Raw genomic sequence first — 21,264 nt, 5'->3', positions numbered from 1 at the left:
CGGTGAACGGTGCGACGAACGGTCCGTCACCGGACCGGGAGGCACCGGACGGGTTAACGACACGGCCCCGTCCGTTTGCGGCTGCGGTCAGATCCGTACCCATTTGTCTATAAATACGACTGGGGTACGACAACTCTGGGGTGAGCTGATGATCGCACGCAGACGACAGGTGGCCCTGGCCCTGACCGCCCTCCTCGCGGCCGCGGCCGCCTGCCAGAACCACGAGCGCCAGGAGCCCGCGCCCGGCCTCCCGGCCCCGCCGGCCGCCACCCGCGGCTTCACGCTCGTCGCCTCCGGTGACGTCGTGCCGCACGCCTCCGTCATCGAGCGGGCGCGCTTCGACGCCACCGGCGGCGGCCACGACTTCCGGCCGATGCTCGCCGGCGTCCGCTCCGTCGTCTCCCGCGCCGACCTGGCGCTGTGTCACCTGGACACCGTCTTCGGCAGCGACGGCGACTACAGCGGCGCCCCGCTGTTCAAGTCCCCGCCGCAGCTCGCCACCGGCCTGGTCGCCACCGGCTACGACAGCTGCTCCACCGCCTCCGAGCACGCCCTGGACGACGGCACCGCCGGTATCCGCCGCACCCTGGACGCCATGGACCAGGCCGGTCTGCGGCACGCCGGGACCTCCCGCAGCGAGGCCGAGGCCCGCTCGGTGACCCTGCTGGACGCGGGCCCCGCGAAGGTGGCGCACCTGGCCTACACCTACGGCGCCGACGACGCCGACCTGCCCCGGGACGCGCCGTGGTCCGTCAACCCGGTCGACGACAACCGCATCCTCACGGACGCCCGCGCGGCCCGGCAGGCGGGCGCCGACGTGGTCGTCGTCTCCCTGCACTGGGGAACCGCGGGACAGGAGGCCCCCGACCGGCAGCAGCTCACCCTCGCCGACCGGCTCACCGCCGCGCGCACGGACGGCCGCCCCGCCGTCGACCTGATCCTCGGCTCCCACACCCACGTGCCGCAGCCCTACGAGAAGGTCAACGGCACCTGGGTGGTCTACGGCCTGGGCGACCAGCTCGCCGGTGACACGGCCGACGAGGGCCCGGACACGGAGCAGGGCGCCCGCGACCCGCGCGCCAACCAGTCCACGCTCGCCCGCTTCACGTTCGCCCCGCCCGCCCGCCCCGGCGAGCGCTGGGAGGTCACCCGGGCCGAGTTCGTCCCGCAGATGTACGACCTGGACGCCGGCCGCGTGGTCGACCTCGACGAGGCGATCGCCCAGGGCGCCGAACTGGCCGGGGTACGCGACCGCATCCGGGACGTGGTGCTCGCCCGCGGAGCGGCGAAGGACGGGCTGACGGCGGGGCACTGACCCCGGCCGCCGCACGTCAGCGCCGCGTCAGCGCCGAGTGGCGGTAGGAGTAGCCGAAGTAGATCACGCAGCCGATGGCGAACCACACGGCGAACCGCACCCAGGTCTGCCACTGCAGGAACGTGATCAGCCAGATGGAGAACACCACCCCCAGCGCGGGCACGAACGGCATCCCGGGCGTGCGGAAGGTGCGCGGCAGCTCGGGCTGCCGGTAGCGCAGCACGATCACCGCCGCGCACACCACCACGAACGCCAGCAGGATGCCGATGTTGGTCAGCTCGGCCGCCTGGGCGATCGGCACGAACCCGGCGAGCACGGCCGAGGCCACCCCGACGATCCAGGTCACCCGGGTCGGCACGTGCCGGGTGGGGTGGGTGTGCGCGAACCACCGGGGCAGCAGCCCGTCCCGGCTCATGCTGAACCACACCCGGGTCACCCCCAGCATGAACGTGAACATGACGGTCAGGATGCCGATGATCGCGCCCACCGCGATCACGTCCGCGAGCCCGGTCAGCCCCACCGACTTGAACGCGGAGGAGAAGCCGCTCTCCGGGTCGATGTCCCGGTAGTTCTGCATCCCGGTCAGCACCAGGCAGGCCGCCACGTACAGCACCATCGAGATCGCCAGCGAGTACAGGATCGCCTTCGGCATGTGCCGCTCGGCGTCCTTGGACTCCTCCGCCGCCGTGGACATGGCGTCGTACCCGAACACCGCGAAGAAGACGGTCGCCGCCCCGGTGAACGCCCCGCTCACGCCGAACGGGAAGAACGGGTGGTAGTTGGCCGTGGAGATGTGGAAGACGCCGACGCCGATCACCAGCAGCACCACCAGCACCTTCAGGACCACCACGAACGTCTCGAAGCGGGCCGCGCTGCGGATGCCCCGGGTGAGCAGGAAGGCGATCAGCAGGCACAGCACGGCCGCGAACAGGTCCACCCGGTGGCCGTGCCCGGTGCCGGGCGCGCCCAGCATCCAGTCCGGCAGGTCCGCACCCAGTTCCTCGACCAGGAAGCTGAAGTAGCCGGAGATGCCGATGGCGACCACCGCGACGATCGCGGTGTACTCCAGCAGCAGGTCCCAGCCGATGAACCAGCCCGCGAACTCGCCGAGCACCGCGTAGCCGTAGGTGTAGGCCGAGCCCGCCTTCGGGATGAGCCCGGCGAACTCGGCGTAGGACAGCGCGGCGCAGGCGCTGGCGAGACCGGCGATCAGGAAGGACACCACGACCGCCGGACCGGCCGTGCCGTTGGCCACCGTGCCGGCGAGGGTGAAGATGCCGGCGCCGATGATGCCGCCCACCCCGATCGCGGTGAGCTGCAACAGGCCCAGGGATCTCTCCAGCCGGGCGCCCTCGCCGCCCTCGGCCTCGTCGATGCGTTCGATGGGTTTGCGGCGGAGAATGCCCTCACCCGCGCGGAGCCTGGCCATGCGTCTCACCTCTTCGCCGACGGCAACGGCTGACGGCGGATCATGATGGCCCAGCACCGTCCGCGACGGAAGACGCCACGCACGGGGCTCCGGCCCGCCGTGTCACCGGCACCGGACCCCGGAGCCCGGCGCCCGGCCCACCGGCCTACGGAACCACCGTCACCGGCCAGCGTCCTGCCTTCACCAGGCGGACCGCAACCGAACCGATGATGCGATGGCCCGCCTGCTCGGAGGCGCCCACCACCACCGCGTCCGCCTTCAGCTCGTCCGCCGCCTTCACCAGGCCGTTGTACGGGTCGCCGCGGAAGGTGTGGAACTCCCAGCGCACCTCGAATATCCCCTTGACCCGCTCGGCCGCCTCGCGGATCTGGGCGATCAGGTCCTCGGCGATCTCGTCGGTCGTCTCCGCCACCGGCGCCCCCAGCGCCGCCCCGCCCGCGAGCACCGGCTGCACGTACACCACGGCCAGCAGCGCCCGCTGCCGCCGGGCCAGCCCGCCGGCGTACGCCGCCGCGCGCAGCGAGGAATCGGAGCCGTCCACTCCGACCACGATGACCTTCGGTCCGTCCGTGCCCCGTTCGAACCTGTGCGCGTGCTGTTCGTGCTGTTCCGTCACGCTGGTGAGGCTATCGGAAGCCGGCGTCCGCGCCCCCGGCCGACCTACCCTGCCTTCCCGCCGGTGCGCCGCCGCTGAGCCCCCGCCACTGCGCCGACCGGGTGGAATCGGCCCGCCGCACCGGTGTCGTTGTGGTGCGCCGGAGCCCGGCCGGGCGACTGATGAGTCATGAAGAAGGATCAGTTGCTCACCCGGCGCCGGGCCCTGCTCGCCGGTGCCGCCGCTCTGGGAGCCGCGGGGACGGCCGGACTGTTCATGGCGAACGCCGGCGGCGAGGCCGCGGGCCCGACCGCCCCCGCGGCCGGCCCGCAGGCCCGCCAGGCGCTCAGGCCCTCCGCCTACCGCCTCCAGCCCCTCACGGGCTACGGGCCGCCGCCCACCGGCCCGCACCGGCTGAAGGTGCGGGACGCCCCCATCCTGGAGGTCTCCGGCCGCGGCCGCGCCATGGTGCTGACCTTCGACGACGGACCCGACCCGCGCTACACCCCGCACATTTTGGACACCCTGGCGCGCCACCACGTCCGCGCCATGTTCTTCGTCTGCGGGGAGATGGCCGTCGACAACAAGGAACTGCTGGCCCGCATGGCCGAGGAGGGCCATGTGGTCGGCAACCACACCTGGACCCACCCGCTGCTCACCCAGCTGGACCGGCGGGAGATCCGCTCCGAGATGGAACGCACCAGCGACGTCATCGAGGACGCCTACGGAGAGCGCCCGCAGTGGTTCCGCGCCCCCTACGGCGCCTGGAACCGGGCGGCCTTCCAGCTCGGCGCCGAGATGGGCATGGAGCCGATGGCCTGGACCGTCGACACCCTCGACTGGACCGTGCCCGGCACCAGCACCATCGTCGACCGGGTGGAGAGCGGCGCCGCCCCCGGCGTGGTGATCCTCTCCCATGACGCCGGGGGCGACCGCTCCGAGACCGTCCGGGCCATCCGCTCCTACCTGCCCAAGCTCCTCGACTCCGGCTACCACCTCACCGTGCCGCCCCGCCGGCGCACCTGACGGGGCCCAGGGCCCGTCGCTCGCGAAAGCCCCGGCCCGCCGGCCGGGGTCCGCTCAGCGGACCTCGACCAGGCGGGCGAAGACGACGACGTTCCCGTCGTAGCCGTTCTGCTTGGAGAAACCGCCGCCGCAGGTGATCACCCGCAGCTCGGGAGTGCCCTTCGAGGCGTACACCCGGTCGCCCGGGAAGCTGCTCTTGGCGAAGACCTCGACGCCGTAGATCTCGAAGACGGCCGTCTTCGCGTCCTGGCGCGCGACCTCGACGCGGTCGCCCTTCTTCAGCGAGCCCAGCCCGTAGAACACGGCGGGCCCCCGGGTGTTGTCCACGTGCCCGACGATGACCGCGGTGCCCTTCTCCCCGGGGGAGACGGCGCCGGTGAACCAGCCCGCCAGGTTGGGGTCCTCCGGCGGTGGCGCGCCGACCCAGCCGTCCGGGTCCAGGCCGACCGGGGTGACGGGCGCGTCGACCCGGATCGCGGGAATCCGGACCCGGTCGGCCATGGCGAACGGCAGCGGCCCGGGCGCCTTGAGGAAGGTGTCCGGGGTGGTACGGCTGTCCGGGGCGGCGGCCGACGCCGGCTGCGGCGGCCCGGAGTCGAACTCTCCCGACCCGTTGCGGATCAGTGCCAGCCCGGTCAGCAGGACAAGCGCTATCACGCCCCAGGGGGCGCGCTTCCTCTGCCGCTCCTCCTCCTCGGCCGGCCCGGCCAGCTCGGACGCAAGCATTCGCCATCCCCTCTCGACGCGGCCGCCGCCGCGTCCGTCGCGCATGGGAAAACGCTAAGTCCCGCGTGCGGGACCGGCGACGGGGCGAATGGCGAACGGGTGGCCCGCCGCCCTTCCGGTGCGCCATCCGAGTTGCCGAACCGAGCTATTTTCTGACGGTGCGTGACCTGCGGAAATATCCGATTGTGTGGTTTTCCGGCGGCGTGTCCGCTCACCAGGACGGACCATTCTCGACATGCGGGCGTGTTCTGGGCGTCTGAGGGTCTATTCGGGAGGTGCCTTCTCGCCGATGTACCGGGTACGGGTCCCGGGGCGCCTTCCGCGGAGGATCACCATGCGAAACTCACGTGCCCTGGCGGCCGCGTGCACCGCGGTCGCCGTTCTCGGGCTCGCCGCCCCCGTGGCCGTCGCGGACGGCATGGGCAACGGGGGCGGCCCGGGCAACGGCACCGACACCAGCAACGGCACCACCACCGTGATCGTGCCGGGGAACGGGTTCGCGAACACCGGCAACGGATACCCGAACAACGGCAACGGCTTCCCGAACAACAACGGCTTCAACAACGGCAACGGGTTCAACAACGGCAACGGCTTCAACAACAACAACGGTTTCCCGAACGGCAACGGCAACGGCAACGGCAACGGCTTCGGGAACGGCAACGGGAACAACAACAACGGCAGGGGCAACAACTTCGGCAACGGCCACGGTGACAACCCGGGCAACGGCCGCGGTGACAACTTCGGCAACGGCCGGGGCAACAACTTCGGCAACGGCCACGGTGACAACCCGGGCAATGGCCGCGGTGACAACCCGGGCAACGGCCGTGGTGACAACTTCGGCAACGGCCGTGGTGACACCTTCGGCAACGGCCGTGATGACAACTTCGGCAACGGCAACGGCCAGGGCACCCGGAACATCGTGGCGACGCCCAGCGTCATCGCCCCCGGCGGCCGGCTCACCGTCACCGTCGACGGCTGCCGCGGCGGCACCATGTCCTCCCGGGCCTTTCCCACCACCCCGCTGTCGTCATTCGGGGGCGACACCGCGCGGGGCGTCGCGACGGTCGACACCGACGCCCGCCCAGGCCGGTACGACATCACGGTCAACTGCGACGGGCGGACCCTCACCCGCCCCGACGCCTTCACCGTGCTCGGCGGCGTCCGCGGCGGACTGGGCGGCAGCAGTACCACCGGGGCGACCCCGGCCGACATGGCCATCGGCAGCGCTCTGGTGGCCGCGGCGGTCATCGGGGGCGGCGCCTTCTGGCTGCGCCGCCGGCACGAGAGGAGGATCTGAGTCCGCTCCCGCCGGGCTCCGAGGCCGGTTCCATGACATGCACACCAGCGTCCAGCGCGCCGACAGGCCCTCGCCCCGGTCCCCCGTGGAAACCGGGGCACAGGCCTGTCGGCGGCGGCTTCCCGGGCCGCCCGGGGCCGGGCGGCCCGGGAAGCCGTCAGCCGTCCTCGTGGCCGCGCCGCCGCGACAGCCGATACCCGGCCGCGACCGAGCCGGTGACGAGCGCCGTGCCGAGGCCGATCCGCTGTGCGTCGAACCCGGCGACGCTGCCGCCCCCGCCGGCCTGGACGCCCTGGAGCGCGGGCTCCAGCGGCACCGGATACCCGCCGGCGCCGTCCGGCCGGGCGCCCGGACCGACGGTGGCGGTCGCGGAGGACCGCCCCGGCGCCGGGCCGACGGTGCCGAACACGTCCGAGGAGACCGTGGCGGTGCCCCGGCAGCAGCCGACGGCGGCCGGGGTGGCCAGGGCCAGGGCGCCGGCGCCCAGCAGCACGGCCGACGCGACCCGTATCGCGCGCATGGAGTTCCTCCGGTCCCGAGGAACGGCCGCGGACCTGCTCCCGCCGGAATCCCACCGTGCCTCGATGACCCGAACGCTAGGAACCGCCGCCCCCGCGCGCGATCGGAGCAGCGCGAACGGGTGACACCGCTGGGCCCGCGGCAGACGCGCCCCGGCTACCTCCCGGCGTTCGGGAACAGGGCGATCAGCGGGTCCGCGGTCGCCGCGATGCCCCGGCTGTACGGGGCGTCCAGGTCCCAGATCAGGAAGAGCATGAAGGCGATGGTGGCGGAGAACAGCCCCGCCAGGACCAGCTCGCGCATGGTCCTGCGGATCTGCAGCGCGAAGACCATGCCGACCGTGATCAGGGCCCCGGTCAGCAGCCCCGCCCACACCACCCCGGGCATCGTCGCCCCGGTCGAGTCGGCCCGGGCGTTGCGCGCCTCGTCGGCCGCGGCCATCTGGTCCAGCACCGGCTGGTAGGCCTGCGCCTCGAAGTCGTTCTTCGGCTGGTAGTCCGTGACGTCTTGGCGGACCTGCCCCAGCAACGCGGTGCCGCGGTCGGTGACCTGGCCCTGGTCGGCCATCGCCTTCCACTCCGTGGTCACCACGTGTCCGACATAGGCGTTGACATCGGCCCGAATGCGGTCACGGACATCCGGCGGATAGACCCGGACGCGCTCGTAGATCTCGTGCAGCGCCTGCGCCTCCGCCTGTACGTGGTCCTGGGCGGAACTGCGCGCCTCCCAGACCCCCGCGATGGCCAGACCCAGGACGATGGCGTAGACGACACCGATCCACATCGTCATGTACTCGATGACGTCCGGGGTCTCGCTGGGATCCTCGTCCTCGGACGCGGTCCTGTGCCGGACGAGGGTGATGACCACCACCACGGCACAGGCGCCCAGCATCGCGAGGGCGAGAACAAGCCAATCCGACAACAGGGGCCTCCTGGAGTGAGCGGCGGGGCGTCAGCGCGGACGCAGAGCCGCGACGGCGACGATCGCGGGAACGGTGATCAGCAGGACGTAGGTGACCGGTGAGGTGTGCCCGGGGGCCGCGTGGGACCTGGCGCGGGCGTGGTAGTGCGGGTAGCTCACCGGGGTGACGGAGGGCCGTGGCCGGGGCTTCGGCGGCGGCTTCGGGGCCGGGGGCGGTGGTGGCGGGGTGGGCGCCGGCCGGGGCGCGGGCGCGACCGGCGCGGGCCGGGCGGGCGGTGGCGGCTTCGGCGGCGGCACGGGCTTCGGCGTGGGCCTCGGTGCCGGTCTCGGTGGGGGCGGCGGGGTCGGCCGGGGCGGTGGCGGAGGCTTCGGCGGGGGCGTCGGCGTGGGCGTGGGCGTGGGTGTGGGTGTGGGTGTGGGAGTCGGCGTGGGGGTCGGCGTGGGAGTGGGGGAGGGGCAGGGCGGCGGGGGCGGCGGCGGGCAGTACGGCACCGGCCGGTGACCGCCGGCGACGGCGACCGCGTGACCGCCGGCGACGGCGACCGCGTGGACACCGTTCGGCCCCGTCGAGGCGTACGCACACGCGTCGGCCGCCACCGGACCGGCCGGACAGCCCACGAAGAGCCAGGTCAGCGTCAACAGAGCCAACGCCCTCGCGGCGGGCGCGCAACGGGTCGCTTCGGGTCCATGCACGACGCAGATCATGAGGCGCCCGGCGCGCCCGCGTTCCCGGTATCGCCCGGGTTGGCCCGAAGGAGGGATCAATGCCGCGCAGCGGTTTGAACGGCCGGATCGCGGATCGCCGAGGACCCGCACACCCGTGCGGGGCGGCGGGTGGCGCAGGGGCCCGGGAAAGAAATTCCGGCGCCCGTTGAACACCACGGCCCCCGCCGTGCGTACCCAGTGTCGTGCGGCGGCGCAGCAGGCGCTGCGATGTACCAGGCAATGATGGGGAGTTGACGATGAAGACCTCCTGGCGGACCGCCTCATTGGTGGCCACAGCGGCTTCGGTGCTGGCGCTGACGACGGCGTGCGGTCAGGACAACGCCACCACCCCGTCGTCGGCGGCCCAGAACGTCGGAGCCACAGCGGCGGCGGGCGACTACGGCAGCACGGACAGCACCGCGGGCAACGGATACGGCGCCGACGGCAGCCAGAGCTCCGCCTCCCCGAGCCCGGTCTCCCCGGCCGGGAAGCTCGCGGTGGCCGCCAACCCCGATCTGGGCAAGGTGCTGACCGACGGCTCCGGACTCACCCTCTACCGATTCGACACGGACACCGCCGACCCGCCCAAGTCGAACTGCGAGGGCGACTGCGCCACCACCTGGCCGCCGGTCCCGGCCGACGACGCCTCGGCCGGCGAGGGCATCGACAAGGCCCTGCTGGGCGAGGTCACCCGGCCCGACGGCAGCAAGCAGCTGACCGTCGGCGGCTGGCCCGCCTACCGCTACGCCAAGGACGTCAACGCCGGTGACGTCAACGGCCAGGGCGTGGGCGGCAAGTGGTTCGCGCTGGCCCCCGACGGCAAGAAGGCCACCGTCGCCGAGCTGCCCGGGCTGTCGGTGCGCAAGGACGCCGAGCTGGGCGACATCATCGTCGACAAGAACGGCAGGACGGTCTACCGCTTCCTGAAGGACAAGGCGTGGCCCAAGTCCGTCTCGAACTGCACCGGAGCCTGCCTCGAGAAATGGCCGGCGGTCGCTCCGGTCGCCGAGAACGACACCAAGGGCGTGCAGAAGAAGGGCCTGATGCCCTTCACCCGCCCCGACGGCGTCCGGCAGATGACCGTCAACTGCTGGCCCGTCTACACCTTCTCCGGTGACAAGGCCGCCGGGCAGACCAACGGTCAGGGCGTGGGCGGCACCTGGTACGCCGTGGCGCCCGACGGCAAGCCGGTCGGCGCGCCCAAGTAGGTCCCCTCCCCAGGGTCGATCGCCCCGCCCGCGGGCGCGCCACCGACGGTCCGCCCCCTCCGTTTCGCACGGAGGGGGCGGACCGCTGTGCTGCCCGCGTCACCCGGCGGAGCGACGCGGCACGTGCCGCGGGCAGTGACCGGGAACGGATGGTCAATTTCCGTTTCGGGTCGCCCGTTCGGCGGGCGATCAGTAGCCTCAGCTCGAACACCGGATCGCCCGCGCCCGCGCCTGCGCCGCCTACGCCTTGGAGAGTTGCATGGAACGTCCCGCCTGGGCTCCCCGGAGCATCGACATCACGGTGCCGAGCGTTTCGCGTATCTACGACTACTACCTGGGCGGTTCGCACAACTTCGAGGTCGACCGGGAAGCGGCCCGCAAGGCGATGCGGTACCTGCCGGGCCTGCCGAAGATCATGCAGGCCAACCGGGCGTTCATGCGCCGCGCCGTGCGCTTCGCGGCCGCGGAGGGCATCACCCAGTTCCTCGACATCGGCTCCGGCATCCCCACCTTCGGCAACGTCCACGAGGTGGCCGGGGCGGCGGCGCCGGGCGCCCGGGTGGTCTACGTCGACCACGACCCGGTCGCCGTCGCGCACAGCGAGGCGGTCCTCGCGGGCACCGACCACGCCGACGTCGTCGCCGCCGACCTGCTCAAGCCCCAGGAGATCCTCTCCAGCCCCCAGGTCGGGCGGCTCATCGACCTGAACCAGCCGGTGGCCCTGCTGCTCGTCGCGATACTGCACTTCGTGGAAGACGCGGACGAACCCCTCGACGCGGTGGCCGAGTTGCGCTCGGCGCTGGCGCCCGGCAGCCTGCTGATCCTCACCCACGCCTCGTACGAGGGAATCCCGCTGCCGGCCGAGCGGGCCGAGGGGGCGGTGGACGTGTACAAGGACATTCGCAACCCGCTGATCATGCGGTCGCGCGAGGAGATCGCGCGGTTCTTCGAGGGGTACGACATGGTGGAACCCGGCCTGGTGCCGATGCCGCACTGGCGCCCGGAGTCGGCGCCGGAGGAGGAGGACCCGTTCGTCTTCTCCGGGTTCGCCGGCGTGGGGCGTCGGCCGTGAACGCCGAGCCCGTGCCGGATGGGCCGGAGGACAGACTGCGGCGGTTCGCGACGATCTGGAGCCGGGCGGTGTTCCCGGTCACCTCCACGTCGCTGACCCGGCAAGAGTTCGAGGCGCAACTGCTGCCGCTGGCACGCCGGTTGAGCGCGGCGCTGCGGGCGCGCAGCTTCGCCGCCGACGAGGCCAAGGCGGTCGGCGCCGCGCTGGTCGGCGTGCACTGCACCGACCCCGAGGCGCTCGCCCGCACCCTCGACTGCGTCGACGCCTACCTCGTGCTGTACTGCGGCGCGGACGGCCCCCAGGACGAACTGCGCATGCGGTCCTCACGCCTTCAGCACGCGATGGCCGCCGGGTACGCCCAGGCGCTGCGCGAACGCACCCTCGCCGAGCAGGAGGCCATCGCCCAGGCCGCGTTGCGCGCCCAGGGCGTCGTGGCGCAGGCGCTGCACGCCAGCGAGGCCCGCTTCCGCGCGGTGTTCGAGGGCGCCGCCATAGGGATCGGCATCGCCGACCTCGACGGCAACGTGCTCCAGGTCAACGAGGCGCTGCTGCGCATGTTCGGGCTCACCGAGCCGAACCTGCGCGGGCGCCGGGTGCTGGACTGGTCGCACCCGGAGGACGCCCCGCAGACCTGGAAGCTGTACGACGAGCTGGTGCGCGGCGAGCGCGAGCACTACCACGTGGAGAAGGCCTTCAACCGGCCCGACGGCACGGTCCTGTGGACCAACCTGACCGTCTCCCTGCTGCGCGACCCCGACGGCAAGCCGCAGTACCAGCTCGCCCTCATGGAGGACACCACCGAGCGGCGGCTGCTCAACCTCCGGCTGCGCTACGAGGCGACCCACGACGCGCTCACCGGGCTGCCCAACCGCACGCTGTTCTTCGAGCGCCTGGAGAAGGCCCTCGGCGCGGGCGACGGCCAGCGCTTCGGCCTGTGCTACCTGGACCTGGACGGCTTCAAGACCGTCAACGACAGCCTGGGCCACGCCGCCGGCGACCGGCTGCTGGTGGAGGTCGCCGACCGGCTGCAGTCCTGCGCCACCGCGCCCGGCGAGATGGTCGCCCGGCTCGGGGGCGACGAGTTCGTGGCGCTGACCACCGGCCCCGAGACCGAGCGCGAGGTCGACGAACTCGCCGAGCGCATCATGAACGCTTTGGTCACCCCGATCAGCATCGACGGCCGCGACCTGCTGGTGCGCGGCAGCCTCGGCATCGTCGAGGGCCCGGCGGGCGAACGTACGGCGGCCGAGGTGCTGCGCAGCGCCGACATCACCATGTACCGGGCGAAGTCGGCGGGCGGCAACCGCTCCGAGCTGGCCGACCCGGAGGCCGACGCCCGTGCCATCACCCGGCACGGGCTGACCACGGCCCTGCCGACGGCCCTGGAGCGCGGCGAGTTCTTCATCGAGTACCAGCCGCTGGTGCACCTCGGCGACGGCAGCGTACGCGGCGCCGAGGCGCTGGTGCGCTGGCTGCACCCGCAGCACGGCGTGCTGGGCCCGGACCGCTTCATCCCGCTCGCCGAGCACACCGGCCTGATCGTCCCGCTGGGCCGCTGGGTGCTGGAGCAGTCGGTCCGCCAGGCACGCGAGTGGCGCGAGCGGTACGGCGAGCAGAGCGCCTCCGGCCCGCTGCGCATCAACGTCAACCTCTCCCCGTGCCAGCTCACCCATCCCGGTCTGGTCCAGGACACGGTCGACATCCTGGAGCGCGCGGGTGTCACCCCGGACGCCCTCTGCCTGGAGGTCACCGAGTCGGCGCTGATCGGCGCCGACGACGACCTGCTCAAGCCGCTGCGCCGGCTGGCGGAGATGGGCGTCGACATCGCGCTGGACGACTTCGGCACCGGCTACTCCAACCTCGCCAACCTGCGCCGCCTGCCGGTGAGCATCCTCAAGCTGGACCGCTCCTTCACCCAGAGCATGCAGCAGTTCCCGGCCGACACCGTGGACCTGAAGATCGTCGAGGGCATCGTCTCCCTGGCCCACAGCCTCGACCTCGCGGTCACCGTGGAGGGCGTGGAGACCGGCGCCCAGGCCGAACAGCTGCGGATACTGGGCTGCGACACCGCCCAGGGCTGGTACTACGCCCGCCCCGGCCCCCCGGAAAGCCTCCACAACCTGGCCCTCATAGACGCCACAGGCTGACCCCCGCCCCCGCCCCCCAAGGGGCGCGGGGAACTGCGCGACAAGCCCTAACGCACCCGCACCCGACAACGCACCCCAAGCCCCCCAAGGGGCGCGGGGAACTGCGCGACAAACCCCCACCCACCCGCACCCGACAACGCACCCCGACCACCCCCCACCCCCCCGCACCCGACAAAGCCGCAGGCGTCACCGCTCCACCAGCATCCGCTGCAACTCCCGCGCAGCCCGAGGCGGAGCCACATCACTGCGGTGCGCCAGCGCGATCGTCCGGGACAGCCCCGGCCGGGCGAGCGGCGTCACCCGCAACCCCCGCCCCGCCCGCGTGGCCACCATCCGCGGCACCACAGCCACCCCGAGACCCGCCCGCACGAACCCCAGCACCGCATCCATCTCACCGCCCTCGACGGCGAAATCCGGCTCGAACCCCGCGGAGCGGCACGCGGCGACGGTCAGCTCCCGCAGGTCGTACCCGTGCCGGAACATCACCAGCCGCTCGCCCTCCAGATCGGCGATCCGCACCGCGCGCCCGTTCCGGCCCGGCGCCGCGGCATCCGGGGACGACACCACCACCAGGTCCTCGCGCAGCAGCTCCACCGTCGTCAGCGCCGGCGACGGCGTCGGCAGCGGCAGGACGACCAGGGCGAGGTCCAGCGCGCCGCGCGCCAGCTCCCGTACCAGGTCGTGCGAACCGCCCTCCTCGATCAGCAGCCGGATGCCGGGATAGCGGTCGTGGAAGGCCCGCAGGACGTCCGGCAGCAGGCCGGTGCACAGGCTCGGCGTGGCCCCCAGCCGGACCCGGCCGCCCCGCAGCTGCACCAGCTCCTGCACCTCCAGCCGGGCCGTCTCCGCGTCCGCCAGGATCCGCCGGGCCAGCGGCAGCAGCGCCTCGCCCGCGTCGGTGAGCGTGATGTTCCCGCGCGCCCGCAGGAACAGATCCGCGCCCAGCTCCCGCTCCAGCGCCTTGATCTGCTGCGACAGCGACGGCTGGGCGACATGGACCTGATCGGCGGCCCGGGTGAAGTGCCGGGTCTCGGCGACGGCCACGAAATACTGGAGCTGCTGGAACTGCATCCGGCCAGGATAGTCGGGCCCTATCGAAACGAGCCGATTCATGTCTTGGACCGATCGGGTGGCGGCGCTCTAGCGTGCTGGACATGGCACTGGCAACGCGGACGGACCGGCGGTCGTCCATGGCGCGCACGATCTGGGACAGCTCCGTCGGCAAGAAGACGGTGATGGCCGTCAGCGGACTGATCATGCTGCTCTACCTGGTCGTCCACATGATCGGGAACCTGAAGATCTTCTTCGGCGCCGGCGAGTTCAACCACTACGCGCACTGGCTGCGCACCGTGGGCGAGCCGTTCATGCACGAGGAGTGGACGCTGTGGCTCGTCCGGATCGTCCTGGTCGTCGCCGTGGCCGCCCACGCCACCTCCGCCTACCAGCTCAGCCGCCGTGACCTGCGGGCGCGGCCCAGCAAGTACGTGCACTCCCGGCCCCGGGCGAGCTACGCCACCCGCACCATGCGCTGGGGCGGCGTCATCCTCGGCCTGTTCATCGTCTGGCACATCCTGGACCTGACCACGGGCACCGTGCACTCCGGCGGCTTCCAGCAGGGCCACCCGTACCAGAACGTCGTGGACACCTTCTCCACCTGGTACGGCGACGTCGTCTACATCGTGGCGATGCTCGCGCTCGGCCTGCACGTCCGGCACGGCTTCTGGAGCGCCGCCCAGACCCTCGGCGTCGGCAGCCGCACCCGCGACCGTGCCCTGAAGATCCTCGCCGACGTCCTCGCGCTGCTGCTCACGGCCGGCTTCATCGCCGTGCCCGTGGGCGTCATGACCCAAGTGGTGAGCTGAAGATGACTTCCTACCCGAACTACACGACCGGTGAGCCCGTCGCCGACACCAAGGCACCGGCCGGCCCGGTCGCCGAGCGCTGGGACACGCGCCGCTTCGAGGCGAAGCTGGTCAACCCGGCCAACCGGCGCAAGCACACGGTCATCGTCGTGGGCACCGGACTCGCGGGCGGCTCCGCCGGCGCCACCCTCGCCGAACAGGGCTACCACGTCGTCCAGTTCTGCTACCAGGACTCCCCGCGCCGCGCCCACTCCATCGCCGCCCAGGGCGGTATCAACGCGGCGAAGAACTACCGCAACGACGGCGACTCCGTGCACCGGCTGTTCTACGACACCGTCAAGGGCGGCGACTTCCGCGCCCGGGAGTCCAACGTCCACCGCCTCGCGCAGATCTCCGTCGAGATCATCGACCAGTGCGTGGCGCAGGGCGTGCCCTTCGCCCGCGAGTACGGCGGGCTCCTCGACACCCGCTCCTTCGGCGGCGTGCAGGTCTCCCGCACCTTCTACGCCCGCGGCCAGACGGGCCAGCAGCTGCTGCTGGGCGCGTACCAGGCCCTCAGCAGGCAGATCGCCGCCGGGAACGTGGAGCTGCACCCGCGCACCGAGATGCTCGACCTGATCGTCGTGGACGGGCGGGCGCGCGGCATCGTCGCCCGGGACCTGGTCACCGGCCGGATCGAGACCCACTTCGCGGACGCCGTCGTCCTCGCCAGCGGCGGCTACGGCAACGTCTTCTACCTGTCGACGAACGCCATGAACTCCAACGCCACCGCCGTGTGGCGGGCCCACCGGCGCGGGGCGTACTTCGCCAACCCCTGCTTCACGCAGATCCACCCCACCTGCATCCCGCGCACCGGCGACCACCAGTCCAAACTCACCCTGATGAGCGAGTCGCTGCGCAACGACGGCCGGATCTGGGTGCCGAAGGCCAAGGGCGACGACCGGCCGCCCAACCGCATCCCCGAGGACGAGCGCGACTACTACCTGGAGCGCGTCTACCCGTCCTTCGGCAACCTCGTGCCACGCGACATCGCCTCCCGCGCCGCGAAGAACGTCTGCGACGAGGGCAGGGGAGTGGGCCCCGGCGGGCAGGGCGTGTACCTGGACTTCGCCGACGCCATCCGGCGCATGGGCCGCGCGGCCGTCGAGGCCAAGTACGGCAACCTCTTCGAGATGTACCGGCGGATCACCGACGAGGACCCCTACGACGTGCCGATGCGGATCTACCCGGCCGTGCACTACACGATGGGCGGCCTGTGGGTCGACTACGACCTGCAGACCACCGTGCCGGGCCTGTTCGCGATCGGCGAGGCCAACTTCTCCGACCACGGCGCCAACCGGCTCGGCGCCTCCGCGCTGATGCAGGGCCTGGCCGACGGCTACTTCGTGCTGCCGGCCACCATCAACGACTACCTGGCCCGCCATCCGCACCAGGACCCGGTGACCGACCGGCACCCCGTCGTCCAGGAGGTGCTGGCCGGGACCGAGGACCGGCTGAACCTGCTCCTGGCCGTCGACGGCGACCGCACCCCGGACTCCTTCCACCGCGAACTGGGCGAGCTCATGTGGGAGTTCTGCGGCATGGCCCGCTCGGACGCCGGTCTGCGCAAGGCCCTGGAACGCATCCCGCAGATCCGGGAGGAGTTCTGGCGGCGGATCAAGGTGCCCGGCACCGGCGAGGAGTTCAACCAGTCGCTGGAGAAGGCCAACCGGATCGTCGACTATCTGGAACTCGCCGAACTGATGTGCCTCGACGCGCTGCACCGCGCCGAGTCCTGCGGCGGCCACTTCCGCGAGGAGTCGCAGACCCCGGACGGCGAGGCCGCCCGCAGGGACGACGAGTTCGCCTACGCGGCCGCCTGGGAGTTCACCGGCACCGGCGAGGCTCCCGTCCTGCACAAGGAAGACCTGGTCTTCGAGTACGTCCATCCCACCCAGCGGAGCTACGCATGAAGCTCACCCTGCGCGTCTGGCGGCAGCCGAACGCCGGTGCCGACGGTGCCATGTCCACCTACGAGGTGGACGGCATCTCCACCGACATGTCCTTCCTGGAGATGCTGGACGTCCTCAACGAACAGCTCATCCTCGTCGGGGACGACCCGGTCGCCTTCGACCACGACTGCCGCGAGGGCATCTGCGGCGCCTGCTCCCTCGTCATCAACGGCGAGGCGCACGGCCCCGAGCGCACCACCGCCTGCCAGCTGCACATGCGGTCCTTCCGGGACGGCGACACCATCGACATCGAGCCGTGGCGGGCGTCGGCGTTCCCGGTGATCAAGGACCTGGTGGTGGACCGCAGCGCCTTCGACCGGATCATCCAGGCCGGCGGCTACATCACCGCCCCCACCGGTGCCGCGCCGGAGGCGCACGCCACCCCGGTGCCCAAGCCGGACGCCGACCTCGCCTTCGAGCACGCCGAGTGCATCGGCTGCGGCGCCTGCGTCGCCGCCTGCCCGAACGGCGCGGCGATGCTGTTCACCTCCGCCAAGGTCAACCACCTCAACGTGCTGCCGCAGGGAGCGCCCGAGCGGGAGACGCGTGTCCTGGACATGGTGGCCCAGATGGACGAGGAGGGCTTCGGCGGCTGCACGCTCGCCGGCGAGTGCGCCACCGCCTGCCCCAAGGGCATCCCGCTGATGTCCATCACGCGCATGAACAAGGAGTGGCTGCGGGCCACCCGCAAGGCGGCCGGGCGGTAGGCCGCGGGCGTTCGCCGGCGCGGACACACAGACGTTCGCCGACGAGGTGCGGACGGGCGGGGCCGGGAGTGGTGCTCATCCCCGGCCCCGCCAGGAAACCGCCCGCCCGGGGAGCGCGGAAGTCCGCCCCCCTCCCGCTGTCAGGGCCTCAGCGCCGCGGCGGGTCGTCCCGGTCGCGCGGGGCGCCGAACTCGTCCTTCATCCTGTCCTGGGCGGTGTCGACCTGGGACCGGTACTTGTCGCCCGTGCGCTGGTCGACGTAGTCACCGCCCTTGTCGACGCCCTTGCCGGCCATGCCTTCATGACCCTTCAGCATGCCCTTGAGCTTGTCCATGATGGACATGGCAGCCCTCCTCGCTGCTAGGGGCTTACCCTCCCAGGGTCACCGGTCGCCGCTCCGCCCGCATCTCGTATGCCGGCGAGCCGCCGGTAGGAGTCCAGCAGGGCCGTGCGGTCGTACGTACTGGTGGTGATCAGGACCTCGTCGGCGCCGGTCTGCCCGAGCAGTGTCTCCAGCCCGTCGGCGACCTGCTCCTCGGTGCCCGCGAGATGGCCGCTCAGCCCGGCCTCGTACAGGCCGCGCTCCTTCGCGGTCATCGTACGGCCCTCCACGGCCCCGGCCGGCGGCAGCGGCGGGAAGGTGCCGTGGGTGCGGGCGTACGCCATCGACCAGGCCTCCGGCACCAGCAGCCGGCGGGCCGCCCCGGGCGTCGCGGCCACCGCGACCGTGCCGGAGACGACGACGTACGGCCGGGACGCCCACGGCGAGGGGCGGAAGCGGGAGCGGTAGTGCTCGATGCCGCGCAGCAGCTTCTCGCGGCCGCGCAGGTCCCCGATGACCATGGGCAGGCCGGCCCGGGCCGCGATGTCGGCGCCCTCGCCCATGGCCAGCACGAACGGCGGCACCCGCAGCCCCTGCGCCGGGCGGGCGTGCACCCCGTCGGGTGAGGCGCCCTCGAACCAGCCCAGCAGTTCGCCGAGCTGGGCGGCGAAGTCCCCGGCGTCGTCCTTGCCGTGTCCCAGGGCCCGGCGCACCCCGTCCGTGAACCCCACGGAACGGCCCAGGCCCATGTCGATCCGCCCCGGGAAGAGGGACTCCAGCACGCCGAACTGCTCGGCCACCACCAGCGGCCGGTGGTTGGGCAGCATCACCCCGCCGGTGCCGACCCGGACGGTGCGCGTCGCGGCGGCCACGGCGGCGGCCAGCACGGTCGGCGCGGACCCGGCGACACCGGGCACGCCGTGGTGCTCGGACACCCAGAAGCGGTGGTAGCCGAGCGCCTCCACCTCCCGCGCGAACGCCACGGTCTCCCGCAGCGCCTCGGCGTGGGTGTGCCCCTCACGGGTGCGCGAGCGGTCGAGGACGGAGAAGGGGGTCCGGGAGATCAGCGACGTCACACAGGGTTCAACACGCGGCGGAGCGCGGGATTCCCGCGGTCGCCGGCCCTTAGGGTGACCGCGTGGCAGACAGCGGCAAGCGCCCCCTCGCGGTGTTCGACCTCGACAACACCCTCGCCGACACCGCCCACCGGCAGCGGTTCCTGGAGCGGCGGCCCAAGGACTGGGACCGGTTCTTCGCGGCGGCGCCGCAGGACCCGCCGATCGCCGAGGGCGTCGCGCTGGCGGTGGAGAGCGCGCGCGAGTGCGACATCGTGTACCTCACCGGGCGGCCCGAGCGCTGCCGCCGCGACACGCTGGACTGGCTGGCCGCCCACGGGCTGCCCGAGGGCCCGGTGCACATGCGCCGCGACGCCGACCGCAGGCCCGCCCGGCGCACCAAGCTGGAGACGCTGCGGCGGCTCGCCCGCACCCGCGAGGTGCGGGTCCTGGTGGACGACGACGACCTGGTGTGCGACGACGCCGCACGGGCCGGGTTCACCGTGGTCCGGGCCCGCTGGGCCGACCGGTCCGCCGCGCTGGAGGAGGCCCAGGAGGGCGAGGGACGCACCTGAGGCCGGCCACGGCCCCCGTGCGCGCCGGCGTCGCCCGCCCTCCCCGGTCACCGACCCGGGCCGCCCCCCCGGGTCACCGCCTCCTCAGTCCTCGTCCTCGATGCGGAAGCCCACCTTCAGGCCCACTTGGTAGTGCTCGATCTGCCCGTTCTCGATCTGGCCCCTGACCTGGGTCACCTCGAACCAGTCCAGATTGCGCAGCGTCTGGCCGGCGCGGGCGATGCCGTTGCGGATGGCCTGGTCGATGCCCTCGTGCGAGGTGCCGACGATCTCCGTGACCCGGTAGGTGTGGTTCGACATCGGGTGCTCCTCTCCCGTGTGACCGATGTGTCACGCGTCACTCCACGGTGCCGTATCCGGCGGTCACGCGCGAGACGCCCGGCCGCATCGTCCGCCGACTCGCCGAATGCCCTTGACCTACCCATTGGTCCATACCAAAATCCAGCACACCCGTACGAGCCTGCGCTCGTCCCCCCATGCCGGGCCCCCCTCACCTGTCCGCACGCGCCATGCCAGACAGAACAGGACCCTTCATGAGACGACGCCTCCTCGCCCTCCTGTGTGCCACCGCCGCCCTCACCACGGGCTGCGGTGCCCTGCCGGGCGGCGGCGGTGACCGGCAGACCGTCACCGTGTGGCTGATGAAGGACAGCGCCTCCAAGGACTTCCTGCGGCGCTTCACCGAGGACTTCGAACGCACCCACCACGATCTGCGCCTCGACATCCGCATCCAGCAGTGGACGGGCATCGTCGACAAGGTGCAGAAGGCGCTGAAGGCGGACCGCGGCGACGGTCCCGACGTCATCGAGGTCGGCAACACCCAGGTCCCGCAGTACGTCGACGACGGCCGGCTCACCGACCTCACGCTGGAGTCCATGCGCGACTGGGACATGGAGCACTGGCTGCCCGGCCTCGCCGAACCCGGCAAGGAGGGCTCCCAGCAGTACGGCATCCCCTGGTACGCGGCCAACCGCGTCGTCATCTACCGCAAGGACCTGTTCCGGCAGGCCGGGATAACCGACCCGCCGGCCACCCGCGAGGAGTGGCTCGCCGACACCCGCACACTCGACTCCGGCGGCAACCAGGGCATCTACCTCGCCGGACAGGACTGGTACACCCTCTCCGGCTTCATCTGGGACGAGGGCGGTGACCTCGCCAAGGAGACCGACGCCGGCTGGCGCGGCACCCTCGACACCCCGGCCGCCCTGCGCGGCATGGACTTCTACCGGCAGCTCCAAGCCCTCGGCCGGGGCCCCGTGGACTCCGACGAGGAACACCCGCCCCAGGCCGGGGTGTTCGCGCGCGATTCCGTGGCCCAGATCGTGGCGGTGCCCGGACTCACCCAGTCCATCGTCCAGCTCAACCCCGAACTCAAGGGCAAGCTCGGCTACTTCCCGGTCCCCGGCCGGACGCCGGCGCGACCCGGAGCCGTCTTCACCGGCGGCTCCGACCTCGTCGTCCCGCGCAACACCGCCGACCCGTACGCGGCGAGCGCCGTCGTCGGCGCGCTCACCGGCGCCAAGTGGGACACCGAACTCGCCCGCACCATGAACTACGTGCCCAACCGCACCACCCTGGCCCGCGCGGTCGCCGGTGAGGAGGGGGTCGCCGCCATGGCGGCGGGCGCCGCGCGCGGCCGGGCGACCCCCAGCACCCCCCAGTGGACCGCGGTCGAGGCCGACAACCCGATCAAGGGCTACATGACGAAGGTGCTCGGCGGCGCCGACCCGGCGACCGAGGCCCGCCGGGCCTCGCGCCGGATCACCGACGCCCTCGCGCCCGTGCTGTGACC

General features: G+C 72.5%; 21 protein-coding genes and 1 pseudogene. 12 read left to right on the top strand and 10 right to left on the bottom strand.

What is annotated here, in order from left to right:
- The first annotated feature begins 148 nt into the window (after nt 1–148).
- Nucleotides 149–1,315: a CapA family protein gene (locus ACZ6CZ_RS21645; protein ID WP_469023514.1), complete on the top strand. Its 1,167-nt coding sequence runs from the start codon at nt 149–151 to the stop codon at nt 1,313–1,315.
- A gap of 16 nt (nt 1,316–1,331) precedes the next feature.
- On the opposite strand, the gene ACZ6CZ_RS21640 is transcribed toward ACZ6CZ_RS21645, so the two are convergent.
- Nucleotides 1,332–2,744 (bottom strand): amino acid permease, encoded by a 1,413-nt coding sequence (locus tag ACZ6CZ_RS21640; RefSeq protein WP_469023511.1) that lies wholly within the window; start codon nt 2,742–2,744, stop codon nt 1,332–1,334.
- Between the two features lie 145 nt (nt 2,745–2,889).
- Nucleotides 2,890–3,360, bottom strand: coding sequence for a universal stress protein (locus tag ACZ6CZ_RS21635; RefSeq protein WP_469023509.1), 471 nt, complete (start codon nt 3,358–3,360; stop codon nt 2,890–2,892).
- A gap of 168 nt (nt 3,361–3,528) precedes the next feature.
- On the opposite strand from ACZ6CZ_RS21635, the gene ACZ6CZ_RS21630 reads away from it, so the two are divergent.
- Nucleotides 3,529–4,365, top strand: a complete 837-nt coding sequence (locus ACZ6CZ_RS21630; protein ID WP_469023507.1) for a polysaccharide deacetylase family protein — start codon at nt 3,529–3,531, stop codon at nt 4,363–4,365.
- Nucleotides 4,366–4,419: 54 nt separating this feature from the next.
- Here the strand turns inward: ACZ6CZ_RS21630 and ACZ6CZ_RS21625 are convergent, their stop codons facing one another.
- A complete protein-coding gene (locus tag ACZ6CZ_RS21625) occupies nt 4,420–5,091 on the bottom strand; it encodes a class F sortase (RefSeq protein WP_469024002.1) in 672 nt (223 codons plus the stop codon).
- A 794-nt stretch (nt 5,092–5,885) separates the two neighbouring features.
- On the opposite strand from ACZ6CZ_RS21625, the pseudogene ACZ6CZ_RS21620 reads away from it, so the two are divergent.
- Nucleotides 5,886–6,388 (top strand): annotated as a pseudogene (locus tag ACZ6CZ_RS21620) (hypothetical protein).
- Between the two features lie 157 nt (nt 6,389–6,545).
- On the opposite strand, the gene ACZ6CZ_RS21615 reads toward ACZ6CZ_RS21620, so the two are convergent.
- The 3 genes from ACZ6CZ_RS21615 to ACZ6CZ_RS21605 all read right to left on the bottom strand — a co-directional run bounded on the left by ACZ6CZ_RS21615 (nt 6,546) and on the right by ACZ6CZ_RS21605 (nt 7,987).
- Complete coding sequence (locus tag ACZ6CZ_RS21615; RefSeq protein ID WP_469023504.1) at nt 6,546–6,908, bottom strand: hypothetical protein; 363 nt, start codon at nt 6,906–6,908, stop codon at nt 6,546–6,548.
- A gap of 155 nt (nt 6,909–7,063) precedes the next feature.
- Nucleotides 7,064–7,828 carry a bestrophin-like domain gene (locus tag ACZ6CZ_RS21610; protein WP_469023501.1) on the bottom strand — a complete coding sequence of 255 codons (765 nt, stop codon included), beginning with the start codon at nt 7,826–7,828 and terminating at the stop codon, nt 7,064–7,066.
- A gap of 30 nt (nt 7,829–7,858) precedes the next feature.
- On the bottom strand, nt 7,859–7,987 hold the full coding sequence (locus tag ACZ6CZ_RS21605; RefSeq protein WP_469023499.1) for a hypothetical protein: 129 nt from the start codon (nt 7,985–7,987) through the stop codon (nt 7,859–7,861).
- Nucleotides 7,988–7,991: 4 nt separating this feature from the next.
- Here ACZ6CZ_RS21605 and ACZ6CZ_RS21600 point away from each other — a divergent pair, with 4 nt between their 5' ends.
- From ACZ6CZ_RS21600 to ACZ6CZ_RS21585, 4 genes are all read left to right on the top strand, one after another.
- Entirely contained in the window at nt 7,992–8,330 is a 339-nt protein-coding gene (locus ACZ6CZ_RS21600) for a hypothetical protein (protein ID WP_469023497.1), read from the top strand.
- Nucleotides 8,331–8,790: 460 nt separating this feature from the next.
- Complete coding sequence (locus tag ACZ6CZ_RS21595; RefSeq protein WP_469023999.1) at nt 8,791–9,741, top strand: SCO0930 family lipoprotein; 951 nt, start codon at nt 8,791–8,793, stop codon at nt 9,739–9,741.
- A gap of 259 nt (nt 9,742–10,000) precedes the next feature.
- Nucleotides 10,001–10,813, top strand: coding sequence for an SAM-dependent methyltransferase (locus tag ACZ6CZ_RS21590; protein WP_469023494.1), 813 nt, complete (start codon nt 10,001–10,003; stop codon nt 10,811–10,813).
- The gene (locus ACZ6CZ_RS21585; protein WP_469023492.1) at nt 10,810–12,960 is read left to right on the top strand and encodes a putative bifunctional diguanylate cyclase/phosphodiesterase; all 2,151 of its coding nucleotides are present in this window, start codon (nt 10,810–10,812) and stop codon (nt 12,958–12,960) included. The genes ACZ6CZ_RS21590 and ACZ6CZ_RS21585 overlap by 4 nt, the downstream gene beginning before the upstream one ends.
- A gap of 186 nt (nt 12,961–13,146) precedes the next feature.
- Here ACZ6CZ_RS21585 and ACZ6CZ_RS21580 read toward each other — a convergent pair whose 3' ends face one another.
- Nucleotides 13,147–14,031 (bottom strand): LysR family transcriptional regulator, encoded by an 885-nt coding sequence (locus tag ACZ6CZ_RS21580; RefSeq protein WP_469023489.1) that lies wholly within the window; start codon nt 14,029–14,031, stop codon nt 13,147–13,149.
- 119 nt (nt 14,032–14,150) lie between these two features.
- Between ACZ6CZ_RS21580 and ACZ6CZ_RS21575 the strand changes: the two genes are divergently transcribed.
- Genes ACZ6CZ_RS21575 through ACZ6CZ_RS21565 form a run of 3 tightly spaced genes read left to right on the top strand, consistent with a single transcriptional unit; the run spans nt 14,151 to nt 17,520 of the window.
- Nucleotides 14,151–14,822 carry a succinate dehydrogenase gene (locus tag ACZ6CZ_RS21575; protein ID WP_469023997.1) on the top strand — a complete coding sequence of 224 codons (672 nt, stop codon included), beginning with the start codon at nt 14,151–14,153 and terminating at the stop codon, nt 14,820–14,822.
- 2 nt (nt 14,823–14,824) lie between these two features.
- Nucleotides 14,825–16,774, top strand: coding sequence for a fumarate reductase/succinate dehydrogenase flavoprotein subunit (locus tag ACZ6CZ_RS21570; RefSeq protein ID WP_469023486.1), 1,950 nt, complete (start codon nt 14,825–14,827; stop codon nt 16,772–16,774).
- Complete coding sequence (locus tag ACZ6CZ_RS21565) at nt 16,771–17,520, top strand: succinate dehydrogenase/fumarate reductase iron-sulfur subunit (RefSeq protein WP_469023484.1); 750 nt, start codon at nt 16,771–16,773, stop codon at nt 17,518–17,520. Before ACZ6CZ_RS21570 ends, ACZ6CZ_RS21565 begins: the two co-directional genes overlap by 4 nt.
- Before the next feature lie 148 nt (nt 17,521–17,668).
- On the opposite strand, the gene ACZ6CZ_RS21560 is transcribed toward ACZ6CZ_RS21565, so the two are convergent.
- Together ACZ6CZ_RS21560 and ACZ6CZ_RS21555 are read right to left on the bottom strand one after the other, a co-directional pair.
- Nucleotides 17,669–17,863: an antitoxin gene (locus ACZ6CZ_RS21560; RefSeq protein WP_469023482.1), complete on the bottom strand. Its 195-nt coding sequence runs from the start codon at nt 17,861–17,863 to the stop codon at nt 17,669–17,671.
- A 17-nt stretch (nt 17,864–17,880) separates the two neighbouring features.
- Nucleotides 17,881–18,918 (bottom strand): MsnO8 family LLM class oxidoreductase, encoded by a 1,038-nt coding sequence (locus ACZ6CZ_RS21555; RefSeq protein ID WP_469023479.1) that lies wholly within the window; start codon nt 18,916–18,918, stop codon nt 17,881–17,883.
- Between the two features lie 62 nt (nt 18,919–18,980).
- Between ACZ6CZ_RS21555 and ACZ6CZ_RS21550 the strand changes: the two genes are divergently transcribed.
- A complete protein-coding gene (locus ACZ6CZ_RS21550) occupies nt 18,981–19,472 on the top strand; it encodes a phosphatase domain-containing protein (RefSeq protein ID WP_469023477.1) in 492 nt (163 codons plus the stop codon).
- 84 nt (nt 19,473–19,556) lie between these two features.
- On the opposite strand, the gene ACZ6CZ_RS21545 is transcribed toward ACZ6CZ_RS21550, so the two are convergent.
- Nucleotides 19,557–19,772, bottom strand: coding sequence for a dodecin (locus ACZ6CZ_RS21545; RefSeq protein ID WP_469023475.1), 216 nt, complete (start codon nt 19,770–19,772; stop codon nt 19,557–19,559).
- A 233-nt stretch (nt 19,773–20,005) separates the two neighbouring features.
- On the opposite strand from ACZ6CZ_RS21545, the gene ACZ6CZ_RS21540 reads away from it, so the two are divergent.
- Nucleotides 20,006–21,262 carry an extracellular solute-binding protein gene (locus ACZ6CZ_RS21540; protein ID WP_469023472.1) on the top strand — a complete coding sequence of 419 codons (1,257 nt, stop codon included), beginning with the start codon at nt 20,006–20,008 and terminating at the stop codon, nt 21,260–21,262.
- The last annotated feature ends 2 nt before the right edge of the window (nt 21,263–21,264 follow it).

This window comes from Streptomyces sp. NPDC041135, from assembly GCF_055592085.1.
Note: the sequence above shows the minus strand (reverse complement) of the source record. Positions and strands in the feature narration are given on the sequence as shown.

Bases quoted from the DNA above. Each gene is read 5' to 3' on its own strand.
- ACZ6CZ_RS21645 (WP_469023514.1), top strand. From the start codon at position 149: ATGATCGCACGCAGACGACAGGTGGCCCTGGCCCTGACCGCCCTCCTC.
- ACZ6CZ_RS21640 (WP_469023511.1), bottom strand. From the start codon at position 2,744: ATGGCCAGGCTCCGCGCGGGTGAGGGCATTCTCCGCCGCAAACCCATC.
- ACZ6CZ_RS21630 (WP_469023507.1), top strand. From the start codon at position 3,529: ATGAAGAAGGATCAGTTGCTCACCCGGCGCCGGGCCCTGCTCGCCGGT.
- ACZ6CZ_RS21625 (WP_469024002.1), bottom strand. From the start codon at position 5,091: ATGCTTGCGTCCGAGCTGGCCGGGCCGGCCGAGGAGGAGGAGCGGCAG.
- ACZ6CZ_RS21615 (WP_469023504.1), bottom strand. From the start codon at position 6,908: ATGCGCGCGATACGGGTCGCGTCGGCCGTGCTGCTGGGCGCCGGCGCC.
- ACZ6CZ_RS21595 (WP_469023999.1), top strand. From the start codon at position 8,791: ATGAAGACCTCCTGGCGGACCGCCTCATTGGTGGCCACAGCGGCTTCG.
- ACZ6CZ_RS21590 (WP_469023494.1), top strand. From the start codon at position 10,001: ATGGAACGTCCCGCCTGGGCTCCCCGGAGCATCGACATCACGGTGCCG.
- ACZ6CZ_RS21580 (WP_469023489.1), bottom strand. From the start codon at position 14,031: ATGCAGTTCCAGCAGCTCCAGTATTTCGTGGCCGTCGCCGAGACCCGG.
- ACZ6CZ_RS21575 (WP_469023997.1), top strand. From the start codon at position 14,151: ATGGCGCGCACGATCTGGGACAGCTCCGTCGGCAAGAAGACGGTGATG.
- ACZ6CZ_RS21570 (WP_469023486.1), top strand. From the start codon at position 14,825: ATGACTTCCTACCCGAACTACACGACCGGTGAGCCCGTCGCCGACACC.
- ACZ6CZ_RS21565 (WP_469023484.1), top strand. From the start codon at position 16,771: ATGAAGCTCACCCTGCGCGTCTGGCGGCAGCCGAACGCCGGTGCCGAC.
- ACZ6CZ_RS21560 (WP_469023482.1), bottom strand. From the start codon at position 17,863: ATGTCCATCATGGACAAGCTCAAGGGCATGCTGAAGGGTCATGAAGGC.
- ACZ6CZ_RS21545 (WP_469023475.1), bottom strand. From the start codon at position 19,772: ATGTCGAACCACACCTACCGGGTCACGGAGATCGTCGGCACCTCGCAC.
- ACZ6CZ_RS21540 (WP_469023472.1), top strand. From the start codon at position 20,006: ATGAGACGACGCCTCCTCGCCCTCCTGTGTGCCACCGCCGCCCTCACC.